Source organism: Ruegeria sp. CF4, assembly GCF_056537345.1.
Genome location: NZ_JBQFRJ010000001.1, coordinates 883,044 through 903,509, shown reverse-complemented (window position 1 = coordinate 903,509; position 20,466 = coordinate 883,044). Strand labels below are relative to the sequence as shown.

General features: G+C 57.5%; 20 protein-coding genes. 19 read left to right on the top strand and 1 reads right to left on the bottom strand.

The features are described 5' to 3' along the window. Positions 1-34: 34 nt before the first annotated feature. From acuI to ACR0NF_RS04415, 15 genes are all read left to right on the top strand, one after another. Positions 35-1,030 carry an acryloyl-CoA reductase gene (gene acuI, locus ACR0NF_RS04485; RefSeq protein ID WP_480666957.1) on the top strand — a complete coding sequence of 332 codons (996 nt, stop codon included), beginning with the start codon at positions 35-37 and terminating at the stop codon, positions 1,028-1,030. Positions 1,031-1,212: 182 nt separating this feature from the next. Then, a complete protein-coding gene (gene frr, locus ACR0NF_RS04480) occupies positions 1,213-1,776 on the top strand; it encodes a ribosome recycling factor (RefSeq protein ID WP_480469867.1) in 564 nt (187 codons plus the stop codon). A 9-nt stretch (positions 1,777-1,785) separates the two neighbouring features. Next, the gene (locus tag ACR0NF_RS04475) at positions 1,786-2,517 is read left to right on the top strand and encodes an isoprenyl transferase (protein WP_480469866.1); all 732 of its coding nucleotides are present in this window, start codon (positions 1,786-1,788) and stop codon (positions 2,515-2,517) included. Next, positions 2,514-3,296, top strand: a complete 783-nt coding sequence (locus ACR0NF_RS04470; RefSeq protein ID WP_480469865.1) for a phosphatidate cytidylyltransferase — start codon at positions 2,514-2,516, stop codon at positions 3,294-3,296. Before ACR0NF_RS04475 ends, ACR0NF_RS04470 begins: the two co-directional genes overlap by 4 nt. Beyond that, positions 3,296-4,468, top strand: coding sequence for a 1-deoxy-D-xylulose-5-phosphate reductoisomerase (gene dxr / locus ACR0NF_RS04465; RefSeq protein ID WP_480469864.1), 1,173 nt, complete (start codon positions 3,296-3,298; stop codon positions 4,466-4,468). The genes ACR0NF_RS04470 and dxr overlap by 1 nt, the downstream gene beginning before the upstream one ends. Positions 4,469-4,474: 6 nt before the next feature. After that, complete coding sequence (gene rseP, locus ACR0NF_RS04460) at positions 4,475-5,827, top strand: RIP metalloprotease RseP (RefSeq protein WP_480469863.1); 1,353 nt, start codon at positions 4,475-4,477, stop codon at positions 5,825-5,827. 90 nt (positions 5,828-5,917) lie between these two features. Continuing rightward, entirely contained in the window at positions 5,918-6,046 is a 129-nt protein-coding gene (locus ACR0NF_RS04455; RefSeq protein ID WP_480469862.1) for a hypothetical protein, read from the top strand. Between the two features lie 128 nt (positions 6,047-6,174). Further along, positions 6,175-8,535 (top strand): outer membrane protein assembly factor BamA, encoded by a 2,361-nt coding sequence (gene bamA, locus ACR0NF_RS04450; RefSeq protein ID WP_480469861.1) that lies wholly within the window; start codon positions 6,175-6,177, stop codon positions 8,533-8,535. 105 nt (positions 8,536-8,640) lie between these two features. Beyond that, positions 8,641-9,123, top strand: a complete 483-nt coding sequence (locus ACR0NF_RS04445; RefSeq protein ID WP_480561463.1) for an OmpH family outer membrane protein — start codon at positions 8,641-8,643, stop codon at positions 9,121-9,123. A 72-nt stretch (positions 9,124-9,195) separates the two neighbouring features. Further along, the gene (gene fabZ, locus ACR0NF_RS04440) at positions 9,196-9,669 is read left to right on the top strand and encodes a 3-hydroxyacyl-ACP dehydratase FabZ (RefSeq protein ID WP_480469859.1); all 474 of its coding nucleotides are present in this window, start codon (positions 9,196-9,198) and stop codon (positions 9,667-9,669) included. Continuing rightward, positions 9,666-10,451: an acyl-ACP--UDP-N-acetylglucosamine O-acyltransferase gene (lpxA, locus tag ACR0NF_RS04435; RefSeq protein ID WP_480469858.1), complete on the top strand. Its 786-nt coding sequence runs from the start codon at positions 9,666-9,668 to the stop codon at positions 10,449-10,451. The genes fabZ and lpxA overlap by 4 nt, the downstream gene beginning before the upstream one ends. Positions 10,452-10,455: 4 nt before the next feature. After that, positions 10,456-11,250 carry an LpxI family protein gene (locus tag ACR0NF_RS04430; RefSeq protein WP_480469857.1) on the top strand — a complete coding sequence of 265 codons (795 nt, stop codon included), beginning with the start codon at positions 10,456-10,458 and terminating at the stop codon, positions 11,248-11,250. Further along, positions 11,250-12,404: a lipid-A-disaccharide synthase gene (gene lpxB / locus ACR0NF_RS04425; RefSeq protein WP_480666952.1), complete on the top strand. Its 1,155-nt coding sequence runs from the start codon at positions 11,250-11,252 to the stop codon at positions 12,402-12,404. The genes ACR0NF_RS04430 and lpxB overlap by 1 nt, the downstream gene beginning before the upstream one ends. 4 nt (positions 12,405-12,408) lie before the next feature. Continuing rightward, positions 12,409-12,984: a hypothetical protein gene (locus ACR0NF_RS04420; protein ID WP_480469855.1), complete on the top strand. Its 576-nt coding sequence runs from the start codon at positions 12,409-12,411 to the stop codon at positions 12,982-12,984. An 86-nt stretch (positions 12,985-13,070) separates the two neighbouring features. Next, positions 13,071-13,616, top strand: coding sequence for a carboxymuconolactone decarboxylase family protein (locus tag ACR0NF_RS04415; RefSeq protein WP_480777834.1), 546 nt, complete (start codon positions 13,071-13,073; stop codon positions 13,614-13,616). Here the strand turns inward: ACR0NF_RS04415 and mnmA are convergent. After that, the gene (gene mnmA / locus ACR0NF_RS04410) at positions 13,613-14,758 is read right to left on the bottom strand and encodes a tRNA 2-thiouridine(34) synthase MnmA (protein WP_480777833.1); all 1,146 of its coding nucleotides are present in this window, start codon (positions 14,756-14,758) and stop codon (positions 13,613-13,615) included. The genes ACR0NF_RS04415 and mnmA overlap by 4 nt on opposite strands. A gap of 129 nt (positions 14,759-14,887) precedes the next feature. Here mnmA and sciP point away from each other — a divergent pair, with 129 nt between their 5' ends. The 4 genes from sciP (at position 14,888) to recG (ending at position 20,446) form a co-directional block, all read left to right on the top strand. Next, positions 14,888-15,181, top strand: a complete 294-nt coding sequence (gene sciP / locus ACR0NF_RS04405) for a CtrA inhibitor SciP (RefSeq protein ID WP_480469852.1) — start codon at positions 14,888-14,890, stop codon at positions 15,179-15,181. An 83-nt stretch (positions 15,182-15,264) separates the two neighbouring features. Continuing rightward, on the top strand, positions 15,265-15,981 hold the full coding sequence (gene ctrA / locus ACR0NF_RS04400; protein WP_480469851.1) for a response regulator transcription factor CtrA: 717 nt from the start codon (positions 15,265-15,267) through the stop codon (positions 15,979-15,981). Between the two features lie 125 nt (positions 15,982-16,106). Further along, positions 16,107-18,359 (top strand): NAD-dependent DNA ligase LigA, encoded by a 2,253-nt coding sequence (ligA, locus tag ACR0NF_RS04395; RefSeq protein WP_480777832.1) that lies wholly within the window; start codon positions 16,107-16,109, stop codon positions 18,357-18,359. Beyond that, positions 18,356-20,446 carry an ATP-dependent DNA helicase RecG gene (recG, locus tag ACR0NF_RS04390; RefSeq protein ID WP_480777831.1) on the top strand — a complete coding sequence of 697 codons (2,091 nt, stop codon included), beginning with the start codon at positions 18,356-18,358 and terminating at the stop codon, positions 20,444-20,446. Before ligA ends, recG begins: the two co-directional genes overlap by 4 nt. The last annotated feature ends 20 nt before the right edge of the window (positions 20,447-20,466 follow it).

The window sequence follows — 20,466 nt, the reverse complement described above, 5'->3', positions numbered from 1 at the left end:
CGGATCTGGTCGTTTGAAACAGAAAGGATATCAGATGTTTAACGCATTGGTCATGGACAAGGATGAAGAGAGCGGTCTGGCGAGCGCGTCGGTCAAGCAGATCAACGTGGATGACTTGCCTGCGGGCGAGGTGACGGTTGCTGTCGACTATTCGACCGTGAATTACAAGGATGGTCTGTGTATGTCGCCCAAAGGGGGCGGACTGGTGCGCAGCTACCCTCATATTCCAGGGATCGACTATGCGGGGACGGTCGAGGCGTCTTCAGACGAGCGGTACAAACCCGGTGACAAGGTTGTGCTGACCGGATGGCGCGTAGGCGAGGCGCATTGGGGTGGCTATTCCCAAAAAGCCAACGCGCGCGCAGATTGGCTTGTACCTCTGCCAGAAGGTCTGTCAGCACGTCAGGCGATGGCGGTTGGGACCGCCGGGTTCACCGCGATGTTGGCCGTTATGGCGCTTGAAGATCATGGCTTGGAGTCGGGGCATGGCCCGGTGCTGGTGACGGGGGCCGCCGGCGGCGTAGGCTCGGTCGCGACTGCGATATTAGCGCATCTTGGCTATGAAGTTGCCGCTGTCACAGGGCGCCCCGAGACAGCAGAGTATCTGACCTCGCTGGGGGCGACGACAATTGTGCCTCGGGATGAGTTGAACGAAACCACCAAGCGCCCATTGGAGAGTGAAACTTGGTCTGGCTGTGTGGATGCCGTTGGTGGTGCAATGTTGGCTCGGGTTCTGGGGCAGATGAAGTATGGTGCCTCGGTTGCGGCTGTTGGCCTTGCCGGAGGGGCTGCTTTGCCCGCGACCGTGATTCCGTTCCTTCTGCGTGGGGTCAACTTGCTTGGGATCGACAGCGTCATGCAGCCATATGAAAACCGCGTGCGGGCCTGGCAGCGCATCGCAACCGATTTGCCGATGGATAAGCTTGAAGCCATGGTGCATCCGGCAACATTGTCAGATCTGCCCGCATTGGGGGCAGATATTTTGAACGGACAGGTCAAAGGGCGCGTCGTGGTCGACGTTAACAGCTGATCAGCATGAGGTCTGAAGCTGGTCGGGTACGCTATCCGACCGGCTTTGTCGTTGTGATTGTGCAGAAGATACCAGAAACAGTTCTGGTCATTGCCACAATTCCTGCCCATGATTGCTATACATCCCATTTGTGATGGCTTAAGACCCATCCGAACAGCACCTGAAGACGGGGAGTGAGCAGCATGTCTGATGATTTTGACCTGGACACCGATGATCTGAAACGCCGCATGGACGGCGCTATGACAAACCTCAAAACCGAATTCGCATCGCTTCGGACAGGGCGGGCCTCGGCCTCAATGCTCGAACCGGTGATGGTTGACGCCTATGGCTCGATGACGCCGATCAATCAGGTGGGGACAGTGAACGTGCCCGAGCCGCGAATGGTGACGGTCAATGTCTGGGACAAGTCGCTTGTGGGAAAGGTTGAAAAGGCAATCCGTGAGAGTGGGTTGGGGATCAACCCTCAACTGAACGGCACGATCATCATGCTGCCGATCCCAGAATTGAACGAAGAACGCCGCCGAGAGCTGGGCAAGGTTGCAGGACAATATGCAGAAAGCGCGCGGGTTTCGATCCGTAATGTTCGGCGCGATGGCATGGATCAGATCAAGAAGGGCAAAGCCGATGGCCTGTCTGAGGATGACCAGAAGCTCTGGGAAGCCGAGGTGCAGGACCTGACCGACATGATGATCAAAGCCGTTGATGATGCGCTTGAGACAAAGCAAGCCGAGATCATGCAGGTCTGAGCGCGAGACATGCCGAAAGATCCCCATACCGCCCTCGATACAGGGCCGCGCCATGTGGCCATCATCATGGACGGAAATGGCCGCTGGGCGCAGGCGCGCGGGCGGCCCAGGTTGTTTGGCCATCACGCGGGCGCGCGCCGTGTGCGTGAGGTGGTTGAGGCCTGTCCTGGGCTGGGGATCAAATACCTCACGATATTCGCCTTTTCGACGGAAAACTGGAAACGCACGCAGGTCGAAGTTGCTGGTCTGATGAGCTTGTTTCGGCGGTATATCGTCAAAGAAACCAAGACGTTGAAGGATAATGGTATCCGAGTGCGGTTCATCGGCGATCGTGTGCGTCTGGACGCGAAGCTGATTGAGTTGATGGACACGCTAGAGCGAGAGACGCAGGATAACGAGCTGGTTCATCTGACCGTAGCCCTTAACTACGGCGGGCGTGATGAGGTGGCTCGCGCAACCAAACGTCTGGCTCGTGATGTGGCTGAGGGGCGCCTGCGGCCCGAAGACGTGGATGAGGAAACCCTGCCTAAATATCTGGATACGCGCGTACTTCCGGATCCGGATCTTGTGATCAGGACCAGTGGCGAGGCGCGGATTTCAAACTTTCTGCTCTGGCAATCCGCCTATTCCGAATATGAATTCATCGATACGCTGTGGCCCGATTTCACCGCCGCCGAGCTCGAGCGCCTGTGCCGCAGTTATGGCGCGCGCGAGCGGAGGTTTGGAGCGGTTCCAGCATGACTGATGGCCGATGGTCTGATCTGACCACCCGGGTCCTGTCGGCTGCGGTTCTCGTCATCGTCGGCGCGATCGAAGTCTGGCTGGGCGGATTGTGGTTCGAGGTATTCATTGCTGCAGCCTGTGGTCTGATGACCTGGGAACTGGTGCGTATGGTGGACCCCGACCGCAAAGGCGTCGCCATTCAGCTTGCGATCTTGACAGGCGTTGCCGTTATCCTGAGTTATCATTTGCCCCCGCTTTACAAACTTCCTTTCCTGCTGGCTCCAGCTCTGGTTGGGGCGGGGCAGGTCAGCCGCGCGCGCGGACTTTATGTTATGTTTGCGTTCTGGATTGCGGCCTCAGGGTTGGGCTTCATCTCGATCCGAGAAAATATGGGGTTCGGCTGGATGGTTTGGCTGATCCTGATCGTGGTCGCCACCGACGTCGCGGGATATTTTGTAGGCAAAACGCTGGGTGGACCTAAGTTCTGGCCAAAGGTAAGCCCCAAGAAGACGTGGTCGGGTACGGTCGGAGGCTGGCTGGCTGCCGCGTTGGTCGGGGTTATCTTCGCCGCTTATGTGGGCTTTGGGGCAGCTTTCGTTCTGGTATCGGTGCTTGCTTCTATGGCCAGCCAGGCCGGCGACATCGTCGAAAGCGCCGTGAAGCGTAAGCTCGGGGTCAAAGACAGCTCGAACCTGATCCCGGGGCACGGAGGGTTCCTGGATCGTTTTGATGGAATGATGGGCGCAGCGGTCTTTGTGTTGATTGCAGGGCTGATATACGCACCCGGAGGCATGTGATGCGCAGAGTATCGATATTCGGGGCGACCGGATCGATAGGGCAGAACACCATTGATCTGATCGCACGACATCCCGACGCCTACAAGGTGGTGGCGCTGACCGGTGCTGGTAACATCGCCCAGTTGGCGCAGGATGCCATACGCCTGCGCGCCGATATCGCGGTGACCGCATTCGAAGATCGGTTGGATGATCTGCGTGACGCTCTGGCTGGAAGCGGCGTTCAGGCTGCTGCGGGGCAGGCGGCTTTGATTGAGGCAGGCACGCGCCCGGCGGATTGGGTCATGTCGGCCATCGTTGGCGCAGCAGGGCTGGCTCCGGGGATCGAAGCGCTGAAACAGGGCGCGACACTCGCGCTGGCCAACAAAGAGACGCTGGTCTGCGCGGGTTCACTGGTTCTGGACACTGCGCGAGCACACGGCGCAAAGCTGTTGCCCGTCGACAGCGAACATTCGGCGGTGTTTCAGGCCCTTGTGGGCGAGGACATCAACTGCGTCGAGCGGGTTATCATAACGGCCAGTGGCGGGGCATTCCGAGATTGGCCATTGGCTGATCTGGCTCATGCCACGGTCGAACAAGCCTCGAGTCACCCTAATTGGGATATGGGTCAAAGGATCACGATCGACAGCGCTTCGATGTTCAATAAAGCGCTAGAAGTCATAGAGACCAAAGAATATTTTGGAATCGACCCTTCCCGAATTGAAGTGCTAGTTCATCCTGAATCAATCGTCCACGCACTGGTTGGGTTTCAGGACGGTGCGTTGATGGCACATCTCGGAGCACCGGATATGCGACATGCAATCGGATATGCGCTTCATTGGCCTGAACGGCGCGAATTACCGGTAGAACGGTTGGACCTCGCCAAACTTGGACAATTGCGCTTTGTGGCGCCGGACGAGACGCGTTATCCCGCCCTGCGGCTTGCGCGAGAGGTAATGGCACGCGGTGGCCTGTCCGGCGCAATCTTCAACGCGGCCAAGGAACGTGCTCTGGATCATTTCATTGCGCGCCGGATCGGGTTCTTGGATATGGCAGATGCAGTGGCTTCAGTGCTTGATCGATATGAGGCCTCGGACGGCCTTATTGATGCCCCTTTGACACTTGATAATGTGCAGCAAACGGACCATCTGACACGGCAATGGGTCGATGAAACCGTATTGCAACGAACAGGATAAACACCTTTGGACATACTCTCTCTGATCCCGCAATTCGGCAATCTTCTCTATACGATCCTGGCCTTTGTTGTGGCGCTTTCAGCGATCGTAGCCGTGCATGAATACGGGCACTATATTGTTGGCCGCTGGTCAGGCATTCATGCCGAAGTGTTTTCGATCGGGTTTGGTCCGGTGCTTTGGAGCCGCATCGATAAGCGCGGCACCCGCTGGCAAATCGCGCTGCTTCCGTTCGGGGGCTACGTAAAGTTCCTGGGCGATGCGAATGCCGCTTCGGGCAAAGATGAAGAAACGATGGCCGACATCGCCCATCAAAGCCCGGAAGAACTGCGTCGCACGATGCATGGTGCCCCGCTCTGGGCGCGCGCAGCGACCGTGGCGGCCGGGCCGATCTTTAATTTCGCGATGTCGATTTTGGTGTTTGGCCTGGTTTTCTGGTCGAACGGTGTGTCGCGTGAACCACTTACGGTTGGTGCACTGCAACCGCTTCCCGGGACGGCGCAAGGTTTGCAGGAGGGCGATGAAATCATCGCCATCGCAGGGCTGCAAACCCCGGATTTCGACGACGAGAACAACTGGTCGGACTTTATCGACGCCTTGCCGGTACTGCCGGAGTTGGACTATACGGTCATCCGTGATGGTGAGACGATTGACGTTCAAGGTCCATGGCTGTTCCCACCTTTGATTCAACAAGTTGCGCCACGCAGCGCAGCCATGGATATCCAGCTGCAGTCAGGCGATGTCATCACGGCTGTTGATGGTGATCCGATCTTTGCCTTCGACCAACTGAAGGAGCATGTCGAAGGCTCGGATGGTCGGGCTTTGTTGCTGACGGTCTGGCGCGACGGCGCAGATCTGGAGTTCGCTCTGGCCCCGCGCCGGACGGACGAACCAAAACCGGAAGGCGGATTTGTCACCCATTGGCGTATTGGCATCGTCGGCGGCATGATGATTGAACCCGAGAAGGTTCCGGCCGGAGTTTGGGACTCGTTAAAAGGTGGTGTCGCTCAGACAGGGCGTATCATCGAAGGCTCGCTTTCCGGCATATGGCATATGATTACGGGGGCCATCAGCACCTGCAACATTTCCGGGCCAATTGGGATTGCTGAAGTATCGGGGGCGATGGCCAGCCAGGGTACGCAAAGCTTCATCTTTTTCATCGCTGTGTTGTCCACTGCGGTAGGCCTTTTGAATCTTTTCCCGATCCCGGCGCTGGATGGTGGACATCTGTTGTTCTACGCCTATGAAGCGGTGTCTGGTAAACCGCCCAGCGACAAGGCACTGCGTGTTCTGATGGGTATCGGAGTAACGTTGATCCTGTCGTTGATGATCTTTTCGGTCAGCAATGACCTGTTCTGCTGATTAAGGCAGGCACGGCACGGTTCGGACGCAAAATTGCCTCATTTCGGCCCTATGCTCTTGGGTGCATTTTAAAGAATGGGCTCAAGGGCTATGACCAAGACACTGCAGAAATCGTATCAGAGTTTCAGCTATCTGTTTCTGTTGAACTGGGATGTGCTGCTCAGCTTTGGAGTCACCGCATTGGCGCTGGCGGTTGGCGGGTATCTCGTCGGACTGTGATTCTTTCTGCATCACTGTGACATCTTGGAACGGCCTGCGGGCCGTTTTTTACGTTTTGCGCTTTTGACATGATGCCACAATCGGGCTACTCAGCAGCTAAAGTCTGAAAATTCTGGGTAGTGACAAAAATGACTGACAGCAGAGGCACGGGCACATACTGCGGCTCTCGCGGGCGGCAAAACAATATTTTGTGGCAGGCACTAACGTTCTTTTTCTTCTTTGCTATACCGGGTTTACTGGTATTGCCGCAGCCGGCACAGGCGCAGTCTTACACGATCAACAGCTTCGATGTTGAAGGCAATCGCCGTATCGAAACCTCGACCATCATCGCCCGGACGGGAATCGAGCCGGGACAGACGGTAAGCGCTGGAGAGCTGAATGACGCCTTCCAGCGTTTGCTTGACAGTGGTGTTTTTGAGACAGTCGAGCTGACACCGCGTGGCAATACCCTGGTTATCGAGGTCGAAGAATACCCGACAATCAACCAGATCAGCATCGAAGGTAACCGCCGTGTTAAAGACGATGTTCTACTGGACGCGATTTCATCCGAGACGCGGCGCGTTTTCACACCGCAGGTGGCCGAAGCGGATGCCGAGCTGATCGCTCAGATCTATTCCTCGCAAGGCCGGGTGTCGGCCACTGTTATCCCGCGCATCATTCGCCGGAGCGACAATCGGGTCGATCTGGTTTTTGAGGTTGCCGAAGGCACGACCATCGAGGTGGAGCGCGTAAGCTTCGTGGGCAACCGGGCCTATTCGGACCGTCGTCTACGCCGTGTGCTCGAAACCAAGCAGGCGAACTTCCTTCGTACGTTCCTGCGTGGAGACACTTTCATCGCGGACCGTATCGAGTTCGACAAGCAAGTGATCCGCGATTTCTATCTGTCGCGGGGCTATGTCGATTTTCGGGTCAACAGCGCGAATGTTGAATTTACGCGTGAACGTGACGCCTTTTTCCTGGTCATGAATATTACGGAGGGCCAGCGTTTCGCGTTTGGCCAGATTTCCACAGTCAGCGAAATTCCGGGTGTGGACCCTGCGGTCTATCAAGACGCGTTGAAGATCAAACCCGGCGTTATCTACTCGCCGTCGCTGGTGGAAAACTCGATCGCTCGGATGGAGCGGCTGGGGATCAAGAACGGCGTCGACTTCCTGCGTGTTGAGCCTCGTATCACGCGAAACGCGCGAGATCTGACCTTGGACGTGCAATTCGTACTGACCCGCGGGCCGCGCATCTTCGTGGAGCGGATCGATATCGAAGGCAATACGACCACTCTGGACCGCGTAATTCGACGCCAGTTTGATACGGTCGAAGGTGACCCGTTCAATCCCCGTGAAATTCGTCAGAGCGCTGAGCGTATTCGTGCACTCGGCTTCTTCTCGGTCGCGGATGTGGAGACACGTGAAGGATCGACACCCAGCCAGGTTATTGTTGACGTCGATGTTGAAGAACAACCAACCGGGTCGCTGAGCCTTGGTGGTAGTTTTTCGGCCACAGATGGCTTCGGGATCGCAATTGGTCTGAATGAATCCAACTTTCTGGGACGTGGTCAGAATTTGGGTGTGACCCTGTCGACTGCGCAGGATTCGGAAGAATACTCGATCAACTTTACCGAGCCTTATCTGTTGGGCCGAAAGCTGCGCTTTGATTTGGGTTTGGGGCTTTCTACCACGAACTCGAGCTTTGCCAGCTTTGATACCAAAACGGTCTTCTTCAACCCTCAGATCAGCTATGCCATCGGTGAGCTTTCGGCGCTGCGCCTGCGCTATGGGTGGGACCGCAGCGAGATGACACAGCAAAGCAACGAAACCAACGGTGCTGTGATTGCCTCGGAAATTGCCCAAGGCAAACGCACCACGAGTTCGATTGGCCTGTCTTATGTCTATGACAGCCGTTTGGGCGGGCTGAATCCAACAGCTGGTGTTCTTTTCGAGGTTGGTGTGGATGCGGCCGGACTTGGTGGTGACAACGAATTCATTCAGACGACCGCGCGCGCCATCGCGCAAAAGCGGGTATGGAATGAAGAAGTTGTGCTTCGCGCCAGTCTGGAACTTGGGGCGTTGAATTGGACTGGTGACGACTTCAGCAGAACAATCGACCGTTTCGTGCTGGGTCCGAATACGTTCCGCGGCTTTGAGCCCGCTGGTCTCGGCCCGCGTGATCTCTCGAATGGCCAGGATGACGCGATCGGGGGCAACTACTATTGGGTAGCCCGTTTCGAATCCGACTTCCCGCTGGGCCTGCCCGAGGAATTGGGATTGCGGGGCGGTGTGTTCTATGACGTTGGCAATCTCTACAACATTGACAACGTGAACACTGCAGGATCTGATATTGTGGGTGCCAACGGTTCGATCCGTCATGTCATCGGCGTTTCGGTTCTGTGGACCACGCCCTTTGGTCCACTGCGCTTCAACTTCTCGAAGGCTCTCAAGAAGGAAGAGTTCGATAACGAGCGGAACTTCGACCTGACCATTCAGGCTCAGTTCTGATCCCGAATGCGTAACAGGAACATAATGTTATTGCAGGGCCCTTTTTGGGCCCTGTGTATTTTGGTCTTTTTGTCTGTATTGCCCGTAAGGGCACAGCAGCTTGGTGTGCCTCAAACCGGCGTACTGACAATTTCCAGCGAAAGGTTTTTCGCCGAATCCGCTTTTGGTCAGCGGGTATTTCGTGAAATCGAGACCGAGAGCGCCTTGTTGGCTCAGGAGAACGAGCGGATCGTTTCTGAGTTGAGCGAGGAAGAAAAAGACCTGACCGAAAAGCGTAAGTCTTTGTCGGCTGAAGAGTTTCGACCCCTGGCAGAAGCGTTTGACGAAAAGGTCCAGTCCCATCGCGAGGGTCAGCGCGCCAAGCTGGACCTTCTGGCACGGCGCGGTGAAGAGGCGCGCGGCCGGTTTTTCGAGCTGGCGCAGCCTGTTCTGATCGAGTTGCTGCGCGAATCCCAGGCTTCGGTTGTAATTGAAAGGGCGACGGTCGTGCTTAGCACGGACGCCTCAGACATCACGGACGCCGCGATTGAACGCATCAATGCCGCGATTGGCGATGGAAGCGCGCTTGGCGGCACCAACGGCGAATAGGCTGACTTGCCCTTACGTATCGGTATTGCTAACCACGCTTGAACGAGACATCCAAAACAGGACATCCAAACCATGACCACGGAAACCAAGAGCGCCGACATTCAGCTGATTCAGCGGATATTGCCGCATCGCTATCCGTTTTTGCTGGTCGATAAGGTCGTGGACATCCAGGGCTATCAATCCGCAGTTGGTATCAAGAACGTCACCATGAATGAACCCCATTTTCAGGGGCATTTTCCGGGCACTCCAATCATGCCCGGCGTCACGATTGTCGAGGCGATGGCGCAGACCGCCGGTGTCATGTTGGGCGTCGGCATGGACGTGATCGACAGTGAACTGCTGATCTATTTCATGAACATCGATAAGTGTAAGTTCCGCCGCAAGGTTGTGCCCGGCGACGTACTTGAGATGCATGTCGAAACGGTGCGTGGCAAGAAAGGCGGTAAAATCTTCAAATTCAGCGGTCGCGCAACCGTTGAAGGCGAAGTTGCCGCCGAGGCCGAATTCTCGGCCTATGTCGATTGGGATATGGAAAAGACGACATGAGCGGTATCCATCCCAGCGCCATTATCGAAGACGGGGCTCAGATCGGGCAGGGCTGCATCATCGGTCCCTTCTGTTACATCGGATCGCAGGTCCGTTTGGGTGATCGGGTTGAGTTGAAATCTCATGTGGTGGTGACCGGCGACACCAGCGTCGGCGAAGACACTGTGATCTTCAATTTCTCGGTCATTGGAGAAATACCGCAGGATCTGAAATTCGGCGGCGAGAATACCCGATTGGAAATCGGCAAACGCAACCGCATCCGTGAACATGTGACGGTTAACACCGGTACAGACGGTGGCGGTGGTGTGACCCGTATCGGCGACGATTGCCTGCTGATGGCCGGTGTCCATGTCGCCCATGACGTGCAGATTGGCAACCGGGTGATCATGGTCAACCATGCCGGCGCGGCCGGTCACTGCATTATTGAGGATGACGTGATCGTCGGCGGCATTTCCGGTCTGCATCAATTTGTGCGTGTCGGTCGCGGTGCGATCATCGGCGCGCTGACGATGGTGGCAAATGATGTGATTCCCTACGGCCTTGTGCAAGCTCCGCGCGGCGAACTGGATGGTCTGAACCTTGTGGGGTTGAAACGGCGTGGCGTGGCGCGTGCAGATATCTCGGCCCTGCGTGCCGCGTTTCGCGAATTGTCCGAGGGTGAGGGCACCTTCATGGATCGTGCCAAGCGATTGGGCGACGATCACGAAAGCGAATATGTGCGCCGGATCGTCGATTTCGTCACCGGTGAATCCGATCGCTCGTTCCTGACGCCGAGGAAGTAATCCGATGCTGGCTCTGATCGCGGGAACAGGTGCGCTACCGGATATGGTGCTTTCGTGCCTGTCCGATCGCCCGCTGATTTGCGCCATGGAGGAGTTCGAACCGGACACTCTGACAGCAGATGTGATCTTTCCTCTAGAACATCTCGGCAGTTTCATCGCTGACCTCAAAACGCGGGGCGTAACCGAGATCTGCATGGCCGGAGCAGTACGCCGCCCTGTTGTTGACCCGGCGCGGATCGACGCTGCAACGATGCCGCTGGTTCCGATCCTGCAGCAGGCCATCATGTCCGGAGACGATGGCGCGCTGCGAGCGGTCATCGGCATCTTTGAAGACGCCGGACTGAACGTTCGGGCCGCGCATGAGATTGCGCCTGATCTGCTGCCTCCGCTGGGTTGCCTGACCGAAGCGCACCCGTCCGAGGCCGATCTGGCAGATGCGGATCGCGCTGCGGGTATCCTGCGCGCGATGGGTGCTGCCGATATCGGTCAGGCTTGTGTGGTACAGAAAGGACAGGCGCTGGCGGTCGAGAGTATCTTTGGCACCGCATGGATGTTGCAATCTCTGACACAACGACCCGATGCGGGCGGTGGTGTTCTGTTCAAGGGCCCCAAGCCCGATCAGGACCGGCGTGCGGATATGCCCGCCATCGGGCCTGATACGGTATCTGGCGCTGTGGCTGCTGGTCTGGCTGGTATTGTGATCGAAAAGGGCGGTGTCATCGTGCTGCAGCGCGACCGTGTCATCGAGGAATGCAATCGTCTTGGCCTGTTCCTGCAGGTCCGTGAGCGCGCGGTCTGATGCGCGTCTTTCTGGTCGCGGGGGAACCTTCGGGCGACCGTTTAGGGGCCGCGTTGATGGAAGGTCTGCGTGTGCTGGTTCCTGATGTCACGTTTGACGGCGTGGGTGGTCCCTTGATGCAGGCGCAGGGGCTGAGCAGCCGATTTCCCATGTCAGAACTCAGCGTCATGGGGCTGGTTGAGGTTTTGCCCAAGTTTTTTCACCTCAAACGTCGTATTGCTGAAACCTCTCAGGAAGTGCTTGAGACGCAACCGGATGTATTGATCACCATCGACAGCCCGGATTTTTCCCTGCGTGTCGCGAAGCTGGTAAAGGCCGAAAGCAACATCCGCACCGTGCACTATGTTGCGCCCAGCGTTTGGGCTTGGCGGCCGGGGCGTGCCGATAAAATGGCGAAAGTGATTGATCACGTCCTCGCCCTGTTGCCGTTCGAACCGCCATATATGGAACGCGCCGGAATGGAGTGCGATTTCGTTGGCCATCCGGTTGTGAACGAACCCGTCGCCACAGATCAGGACATAGCGCAGTTCCGCACCGATCACGATCTGGGTGATGCGCCGATTATCCTTGCGCTGCCTGGTTCTCGCCGGGGTGAGGTTGAAAGGTTGGCTCCGATATTTGGCGCCGCCCTCGGGCAATTTCTGCAAGATCGGCCTGACATGCGCGTTGTTGTTCCCGCCGTTGCGCATATGGTGGATGCGGTTTCTGAGCAGGTGAAGGATTGGCCGGGTCAGCCGGTTGTTATCGATCCACGAGAATTGCCTTCGGATCAGGCTCAGGCGCAGAAACGGGCAGCCTTTGCCGCAGCCGATCTTGCGCTTGCGGCGTCTGGCACCGTTTCTCTGGAGCTCGCGGCGCAGGCGACGCCGATGGTGATTGCCTATAACCTGAACTGGCTAACCACGCTGATCGCAAAGCGTATGGTGAAACTGGACACGGTCACTCTGGTCAATCTGGTGTCAGAAACACGAACGGTCCCTGAATGTCTGCTGGACGACTGCCAGCCCGGTAAGATTGCTGATGCATTAAGAGACGTCGCGGCGACCCCCGGAAACCAGCAACAGGCGATGACTGAGACGATGCAGCGTCTGGGGCGAGGCGGCGAGGCCCCCGGCTTACGTGCGGCGCGCGCAGTCCTGGAACGGATGTCGTAACACCATGTTCGAGCATGTCCTTTTCGCCATATCGGCTGGGGTGGCGATGGTGTCGACGAACCTCGACAATCTGGCGGTATTGCTGGGCCTGATCCTGATCATGGAACAACGCCGCGCCATCGTCGGTTTTGCCATTGCACAGGCCATTGTCTTGTCTCTCGCGATGACCGTTGCGGTCGGATTGGATCAGAGCGGTATTCCCGAGTGGATCGGATACCTTGGTATCGTTCCGTTGATCTTCGGCCTGCGCGGAATCTGGCAGCAGTTTCGGGGGACGGAAGCGGAGGACGTAAGTTCCAAAGGTGCCGTCAGCTCGGTTATCACCTTATTCCTGAGCCTGTCGGTCGACAGCTTTGCGGTCATGACCCCGCTGTTAGCAGATTCGACGCCATCGTTCCGTTTTGCCGCCTTGGTGGGAGCCGCCATCGCTGCCTGTACCTTGGTCGCCGTTGCAACATGGGGTGCGCCACGGGCCAAAAGCCTTGGCCCGCAGGTGGCCCGGATGGATCGGGTCGCACCTTACATAATGGTCTGTGTCGGGCTCTACATCCTGTTCAACTCACCAACTGATGTGCTCTGATCTGACGTAACCAACGTATTGTGATCGGTCGGCATCTGTTGCAGCACCTGAAGGCTTGGATATGCTGGCTGCGAAGGAGATAGCCCATGACCCGAATCCCACCGCTGAGCGATGATGAAATGACCGACGCGGCCTGCGCGTCTCTTGCGGCGCTGCAGGGCTATGGACCATTCGATAACTGGGCACGCGTCGCGGCCTATTGCCCGCCGGTGCTTGAGCATGTGACGGGTCTGCTGACCACATTGCGTGCTCAGGAAAATCTGCCGAGACGTGCGCTCGAATTGGCGATGGTAACTGTTTCCAAGCTGAACGCCTGCGACTATTGCGTGTCGCATCATACACCGCTGCTGACTGTGACGGGGTTAAGCCCGGAAGGCGCGGCGCGTTTGCCCGATGTCGATGATCATCCCGAACTGGACGACTGTGACAAAGCGGTGGTCCGGTTTGCCGAAGCGGTGACGACACGATCAGGCAGGATGCGCGATTCTGAGGTTTCGGACCTGCGTGAATGGTTCAGCAATGCGCAGATCGTTGAGCTGACTTGGCGCATCGCTCTTACCGGCGCATTCAATCGCTTCAACGATGCGCTTCAGATACAGATCGAGGCCGAGGTCGGTCCGATTTCGGCTTAATAGCCACGCCAGATCCAGCCGCCGCCAAAAATCCGGCTGCCTTCGCTTGCATAGAACACGCAGGCTTGACCGGGCGATATCCCTTCTTCCGGCGTCAGCAATTCGACCTCTGCCGTTGTGTCGGAAAGGGGGCGAATGATCGCCTCACGCGGCGGCCGGGTCGAGCGGACCTTTACCGACAGATGCCATTCGTCGCGCGAGGTGAAGGGTTCATCGCCCAACCAGTTGATCTCGCGCACGGGTACGACGCGGGTGGCCAGCATCTCTTTTGGGCCGACGACGACCTGCTTCTTGTCCACGTCCAGTTTAACCACGTAGAGCGGTTCGCTGAGGCCGCCAATGCCAAGACCGCGGCGCTGACCGATCGTGTAGTGGATCACACCATCATGCTGCGCCAGTACGCGGCCATCGGCATGAACGATCTCGCCGGGCTCTGCCGCACCGGGGCGCAGCTTTTCGATCACGCTGGCATAGTTGCCGTTGGGCACGAAACAGATGTCCTGACTGTCCGGCTTGTCTGCTACGGCCAACCCATACTGCGCCGCCATCTCGCGGGTGGCGTCCTTGGAGGGAAGATGGCCCAAAGGAAAGCGCAGATAATCCAGTTGCTCGGGCGTGGTCGAGAACAGGAAGTAGGACTGATCGCGGTTTGCATCCTCGGCGCTGTGCAGTTCCGGGCCATTGGGGCCCATCTTGCGCTGGATGTAATGACCCGTGGCCATGCAATCGGCCTCAAGGTCCTTCGCCGTTTCGAGCAGGTCTTTGAACTTCACCCGTTCGTTACAGCGGATGCAGGGCACAGGCGTTGCACCGGCCAGATAGCTGTCGGCGAACTCATCAATTACCGCGTCCTTGAAGATGTTTTCATAATCCAGAACATAGTGCGGAAACCCGCGCTCCTCGGCCACGCGCCGTGCGTCGTGGATGTCGATCCCAGCACAACAGGCGCCTTTCTTGGCAAGCGCTGCGCCGTGGTCGTAAAGCTGCAAGGTCACCCCGACCACGTCATAGCCTTGTTCTGCCAGATGCGCGGCGACGACCGAACTGTCCACACCTCCGGACATGGCGACCACCACCCGCGTTTCCGAGGGCGGTTTGGCGAAGCCAAGCGAGTTCAGCGGGGTCTCGGTATCGAGGGCCATATCGATTCCAGTCAGGATTAAAGAAGACCGGCAGAATATAGGAAAATTCTACACACTCTCAAGGGGCGGTTTCACGCTGTTTTAAGTAGGCTGGGTGCAGCTTTGTCGCAGCAAAAGAAGGTGTAACAGATGTATTTGCACAAAGTGGAAGGGCCAAGGTCAGTCACCTTACCAGATGGAACCGTTCTGACGCGGGCAGATCTGCCACCTGCGGACACACGACGCTGGGTTGCATCACGTAAGATCGTTGTCGTGCGTGGCGTGTTGTACGGTCTGATTTCTTTGTCTGATGCCAAAAAGCGATACGGGCTTAGTGATGAAGAGTTCAATGCCTGGGTTTCTGCCGTAGCCGAACATGGAGCTGATGCACTCAAGGTCACGGCGCTAAAAAAATATCGACAACCTAAAGGAGAACATGAATAAATGAATCAACGGTAACGGCAGGTTAACCATTTTTGACCAGTCTCATTTCGAACCGAAGATTTTAACCGAATTGGAGCAGTTGAATGCGAATACTTCTTGTCGAGGATGATCCCACCACGTCCAAAAGCATCGAGTTGATGCTGACGCATGCGAATCTGAATGTGTATGCGACAGACTTGGGTGAAGAGGGGATCGATCTGGCCAAATTGTATGATTATGACCTGATCCTCCTGGACCTGAATCTGCCGGACATGAACGGACACGAAGTGCTGCGGCAGTTGCGTATTGCCCGGGTTGAAACGCCAATCCTGATCCTCTCGGGTGCTGACGATACTGAAAGCAAGATCAAGGGCTTCGGTTTTGGCGCGGACGATTATCTAACCAAGCCGTTCCATCGCGAAGAGCTTGTGGCGCGTATTCACGCGATCATCCGTCGCTCCAAAGGTCATTCGCAATCGGTGATCCATACCGGTCAGGTGGCAGTAAACCTGGATGCCAAAACGGTCGAGGTTGGCGGCAAAACCGTGCATCTGACCGGCAAAGAATACCAGATGCTCGAGCTTTTGAGCCTGCGCAAGGGTACGACGCTGACCAAAGAGATGTTTCTCAACCACCTCTATGGCGGCATGGATGAGCCCGAGCTGAAAATCATCGACGTGTTTATTTGCAAACTGCGCAAGAAGCTCAGCAATGCCACGGGTGGAGAGAACTATATCGAGACGGTCTGGGGCCGTGGCTATGTCCTGCGCGATCCACAGTCGGGCAGCGTCGACGAAACCCGCATCGCGGTTGGGGCCTGAACGCACAAGAAGTTTGCCGCCGCCGGTCCAGGGCGGCAATCCCACTCGCGGCTCAGCACAACACTGGACCTGACCATGGCCTCGCCCTATCACTGGGGTCCAAGACAACGTGACAGGGCGGGGACATGAGCAAGACCATCGCGGTAGCTGATTTGAGCGAAGACGAAGCGCGGGAAGAACTTGCCCGGCTCGCCGTGGCTTTGCTGCGCGCCAATGATCTGTATCATGCCAAAGATGCCCCTGAGATTTCGGATGCAGATTACGATGCGCTCAAGTGCCGAAATGCCGAAATCGAGGACCGGTTTCCGAATCTAAAGCGCGTCGACAGCCCCTCGGATCAGGTCGGTGCACGCCCTGCAGACGGGTTTGCCAAGGTGACCCATTCGATGCGTATGATGTCGTTGGGCAACGCCTTTGATGACGACGACGTCGCCGATTTCGACCGCTCGATTCGCAAATATCTGGGCCTGAGCACATATGCACCGCTGGCTTATACAGCAGAGCCCAAGATCGATGGCTTGTCCCTGTCTTTGCGGTACGAAGGCGGCGAGCTGGTGCAGGCTGCGACGCGCGGGGATGGCGAAGTCGGTGAAAACGTCACCGCAAACGCCCGTACGGTCGAGGATATCCCACACCGGATTGAGGGCGCCCCGGAGATTCTGGAGGTTCGGGGCGAAGTCTATATGTCTCATCAGGACTTCGACGCGCTGAACGTTCGGCAATCCGAAACCGGTGGAAAAGCTTTCGCAAACCCGCGCAATGCGGCGGCGGGGTCCCTACGGCAGCTTGATTCAGAAATCACCCGGTCTCGACCGCTGCGGTTCTTTGCTTATGCCTGGGGGACGTTGTCCAAACCATTAGCGGAAACGCAGATGGCTGCGATCGGGCGGCTTCGTGAGTTTGGATTTCAGGTCAATGATCTGACCCGCCTGTGTGCCACAACAAATCAGATGCTCGAACACTACCGTGAGATCGAAGCGCAGCGCGCAACCTTGGGCTACGATATCGATGGCGTGGTCTATAAGGTCGATGACCTTGGCCTGCAGGCTCGTCTGGGGTTTCGCTCGACGACGCCTCGTTGGGCCATCGCACATAAATTCCCGGCAGAACTTGCTTGGACACGGCTGGAGGCGATCGACATTCAAGTCGGCCGAACCGGAGCGCTCAGCCCGGTTGCTCGGTTGCATCCGGTCACGGTTGGTGGCGTCGTTGTTTCGAACGCGACCTTGCACAACGAGGACTATATCGCCGGGCGAGACGCCAAAGGCGGGGTAATCCGTGATGGCAAGGACATTCGTGTCGGGGATTGGGTGCAGGTCTATCGCGCGGGCGACGTGATCCCCAAGATCTCGGATGTGGACCTATCCAAGCGGCCCGACGATTCCGAACCCTATGATTTCCCATCGAAATGTCCCGAATGCAGCAGCGATGCGATCCGCGAAGAGGGCGATGCGGTTCGGCGCTGCACCGGTGGTTTAATTTGTCCGGCACAAGCGGTTGAGAAGCTTAAACACTTTGTGTCGCGCAAGGCCTTCGATATCGAAGGTTTGGGCGCGAAACAGATCGAGATGTTCCATGGCGACTCGATCCTGCCGATCAATACTCCTGCTGACATTTTCACGCTGCAGGATCGTGACGCGGGCAATCTGGCGCGCCTGAAGAATCGGGATGGCTGGGGCGACACCTCGGCCAGTAACCTGTTTGCGGCCATCGATGAAAAGCGGACAATTCCCTTTGCACGACTTTTGTTTGCCCTTGGTATTCGCCATGTCGGTGAGGTCGGCGCGCGCGATTTAGCACTGTTTTACCGCGATTGGGACGTTATGGCCGCAGCGATTGACACTGCACGCCCTGCGGCCTTGGCACAGCGGGCGGCGGACGAAGCGGAAGAGGCTGAACGGATCGCCGCCAGTGGCGAGGGTCGGCGCGCACGACTGAAGGAAGCGCGCGATGCGGCCGTGGCGCGGTTGGACGTACCTGCCTCAGCTGCAAATGCGTGGTCTGATCTGATCGGAATCGATGGAATTGGGGCTACTCTGGGCCTGTCACTATCCGACGCTTTCGCTAACGCCGAAGAGCGCAAGGCTTTTGACGATCTAAGCGCGCACCTGACGATTGTTCCACCCGAGGCGCCGTCGTCGGACAGCCCGGTCGCGGGCAAAACCGTTGTATTTACCGGAACGCTGGAAAAGATGACCCGTGCCGAGGCCAAGGCACGGGCTGAAGCATTAGGTGCAAAAGTTTCCGGCTCGGTCAGTCAGAAGACTGATATTCTTGTGGCTGGTCCCGGGGCCGGATCGAAGGCGAAGAAGGCAGCTGATCTGGGTATAGAAACACTCGACGAAGACGGCTGGCTGCAGCTGATCGGGGATGCATGAGCGGCAGACCCGAACAACTCTTTCCGCTGTTCGCAGGGCTTGAAACGCTCGACGGTGTTGGTCCCAAGACGGCGCAGCTGATGGGGCAGCTCGGGATCGAGTCGCCGCGTGATGTGTTGTTTGCGTTGCCCTATGCAGTGATCGACCGCAGGCGGCGAGACACGATCCAAGGCGCGGATTTACCGACGACCCTGACCGTGGAGGTGACCGTTGGCCCGCACAGACCTCCTCACAACAAGGGTGGTGCCTATCGTATTCATGTCGAAGATGCTCAGGCCGATTTCCAGCTGGTCTTTTTTCATGCGCGCGGGGACTACCTGAAGAAAATACTGCCGCAGGGCGCGCGCCGAGTGGTGTCGGGCAAACTTGAGCTGTTCGATGGCATGGCGCAGATGGTGCATCCCGACCATGTCGTGGCCCTTGAAAGTGCAGGCGAGTTGCCTGAGTTCGAGCCTGTTTACCATCTTACACAAGGCGTCACTCAGAAGACGGCCTACAAAGCTGCACAAAGCGCGTTGGCACGCGCGCCTGCTTTGACTGAGTGGGCTGATCCAGCCCAGGTCGCTCAGCAAAGCTGGCCGAATTGGCAAGCAGCGATGCAAGCGGCGCATCACCCGAAAGGTGCGGATGATGTGGCCTCATTTGCTCCGGCGCGTGAACGGTTGGCTTATGATGAGTTTCTGGCGCACCAGCTCACTTTAGCGATCGCGCGTCAAAAGGAACGCAAGACCCGTGGGGTCGTCAGTGTCGGAACAGGTGCGCTGCAGTCCAGGGTATTGGCAAGCCTGCCGTACCGTCCGACCGGGGCGCAAACGCGCGCGATTGAGGAGATCTCGGCAGACATGGCCTCGGACAGCCGTATGAATCGGTTGCTTCAGGGTGATGTGGGGGCAGGCAAGACACTAGTGGCGTTCATGGCCTTGCTGGTCGCCGTCGAGGCGGGCGGGCAGGGCGTAATGATGGCCCCAACCGAGATTCTGGCCCGTCAGCATTTGGAAGGGCTGCGCCCGTTGGCCGAGGAAGCTGGCGTTGTGCTCGAAATTCTGACCGGGCGCGACAAAGGTGCAGAACGGCGCGCCAAGCTGGCCGCATTGAAACAGGGTGATATCCAAATCCTCGTCGGCACCCATGCCGTTTTCCAAAGCGATGTAGAATTCAACGCTTTGCGGTTGGCGGTTGTCGACGAACAGCACCGCTTTGGCGTCCGTCAGCGGATGGAACTGTCCGAGAAAGGCCAGCGCGCAGATGTCCTGGTGATGACGGCGACTCCGATCCCGCGCAGCCTGGCTTTGGCACAATACGGGGATATGGATGTTTCGGTTCTGGACGAAAAACCTCCGGGCCGGAAACCGATCAAGACCGCCATCGTCAGCACGCAACGCATGAATGAGGTCGTGGCCCATCTCCGGGGCGCGATTGAAGCGGGCAAGCAATGCTATTGGGTTTGCCCTCTGGTGGACGAATCTGAAGTCTCCGATCTGACAGCGGCTGAGGAGCGGTTCAAACGATTGCGCGCGCTGTTGGGCGATGGCGTCGTGGGGCTTGTACACGGGCAAATGCCACCAGCTGAGAAAGACGCTGCCATGGCGGCGTTCCAATCTGGGCAGACCAAGGTTTTGGTGGCCACAACCGTGATCGAGGTGGGTGTGAACGTGCCCAACGCGACCATCATGGTAATCGAACGGGCCGAGATTTTCGGCCTGGCGCAATTGCACCAGCTGCGCGGTCGCGTAGGGCGGGGCGAGGATGCCTCGACCTGTTTGTTGATGTATCAGCCACCGCTCAGCGAAGGTGGGCGCAAGCGGCTGGAGGTCCTGCGTGAGACTGAAGACGGGTTTCGGATCGCCGAGACTGACTTGCAGATGCGCGGGGCCGGGGATCTGATTGGCACCGCACAATCGGGGTTGCCAAAGTTCCGCATTGCAGATCTTGAGCGGCAGGCCGGGTTGATGGCCGTTGCCCAATCCGACGCGCGCGCATTGCTGACTACTGACCCGGACTTGACCTCAGATCGGGGAAAGGCCGCGCGTATTCTTCTGTGGCTGATGAAACAGGATCAGGCAATCCGTTTGATTTCAGTGGGTTAAACCATAAATCCCCAAAAGTT

What these genes read in the sequence shown, in the direction of transcription:
- acuI (WP_480666957.1), top strand. Translation starts at nt 35, where the DNA reads ATGTTTAACGCATTGGTCATGGACAAGGATGAAGAGAGCGGTCTGGCG.
- frr (WP_480469867.1), top strand. Translation starts at nt 1,213, where the DNA reads ATGTCTGATGATTTTGACCTGGACACCGATGATCTGAAACGCCGCATG.
- ACR0NF_RS04475 (WP_480469866.1), top strand. Translation starts at nt 1,786, where the DNA reads ATGCCGAAAGATCCCCATACCGCCCTCGATACAGGGCCGCGCCATGTG.
- ACR0NF_RS04470 (WP_480469865.1), top strand. Translation starts at nt 2,514, where the DNA reads ATGACTGATGGCCGATGGTCTGATCTGACCACCCGGGTCCTGTCGGCT.
- dxr (WP_480469864.1), top strand. Translation starts at nt 3,296, where the DNA reads ATGCGCAGAGTATCGATATTCGGGGCGACCGGATCGATAGGGCAGAAC.
- ACR0NF_RS04455 (WP_480469862.1), top strand. Translation starts at nt 5,918, where the DNA reads ATGACCAAGACACTGCAGAAATCGTATCAGAGTTTCAGCTATCTGTTT.
- bamA (WP_480469861.1), top strand. Translation starts at nt 6,175, where the DNA reads ATGACTGACAGCAGAGGCACGGGCACATACTGCGGCTCTCGCGGGCGG.
- fabZ (WP_480469859.1), top strand. Translation starts at nt 9,196, where the DNA reads ATGACCACGGAAACCAAGAGCGCCGACATTCAGCTGATTCAGCGGATA.
- lpxA (WP_480469858.1), top strand. Translation starts at nt 9,666, where the DNA reads ATGAGCGGTATCCATCCCAGCGCCATTATCGAAGACGGGGCTCAGATC.
- ACR0NF_RS04430 (WP_480469857.1), top strand. Translation starts at nt 10,456, where the DNA reads ATGCTGGCTCTGATCGCGGGAACAGGTGCGCTACCGGATATGGTGCTT.
- lpxB (WP_480666952.1), top strand. Translation starts at nt 11,250, where the DNA reads ATGCGCGTCTTTCTGGTCGCGGGGGAACCTTCGGGCGACCGTTTAGGG.
- ACR0NF_RS04420 (WP_480469855.1), top strand. Translation starts at nt 12,409, where the DNA reads ATGTTCGAGCATGTCCTTTTCGCCATATCGGCTGGGGTGGCGATGGTG.
- ACR0NF_RS04415 (WP_480777834.1), top strand. Translation starts at nt 13,071, where the DNA reads ATGACCCGAATCCCACCGCTGAGCGATGATGAAATGACCGACGCGGCC.
- mnmA (WP_480777833.1), bottom strand. Translation starts at nt 14,758, where the DNA reads ATGGCCCTCGATACCGAGACCCCGCTGAACTCGCTTGGCTTCGCCAAA.
- sciP (WP_480469852.1), top strand. Translation starts at nt 14,888, where the DNA reads ATGTATTTGCACAAAGTGGAAGGGCCAAGGTCAGTCACCTTACCAGAT.
- ctrA (WP_480469851.1), top strand. Translation starts at nt 15,265, where the DNA reads ATGCGAATACTTCTTGTCGAGGATGATCCCACCACGTCCAAAAGCATC.
- ligA (WP_480777832.1), top strand. Translation starts at nt 16,107, where the DNA reads ATGAGCAAGACCATCGCGGTAGCTGATTTGAGCGAAGACGAAGCGCGG.
- recG (WP_480777831.1), top strand. Translation starts at nt 18,356, where the DNA reads ATGAGCGGCAGACCCGAACAACTCTTTCCGCTGTTCGCAGGGCTTGAA.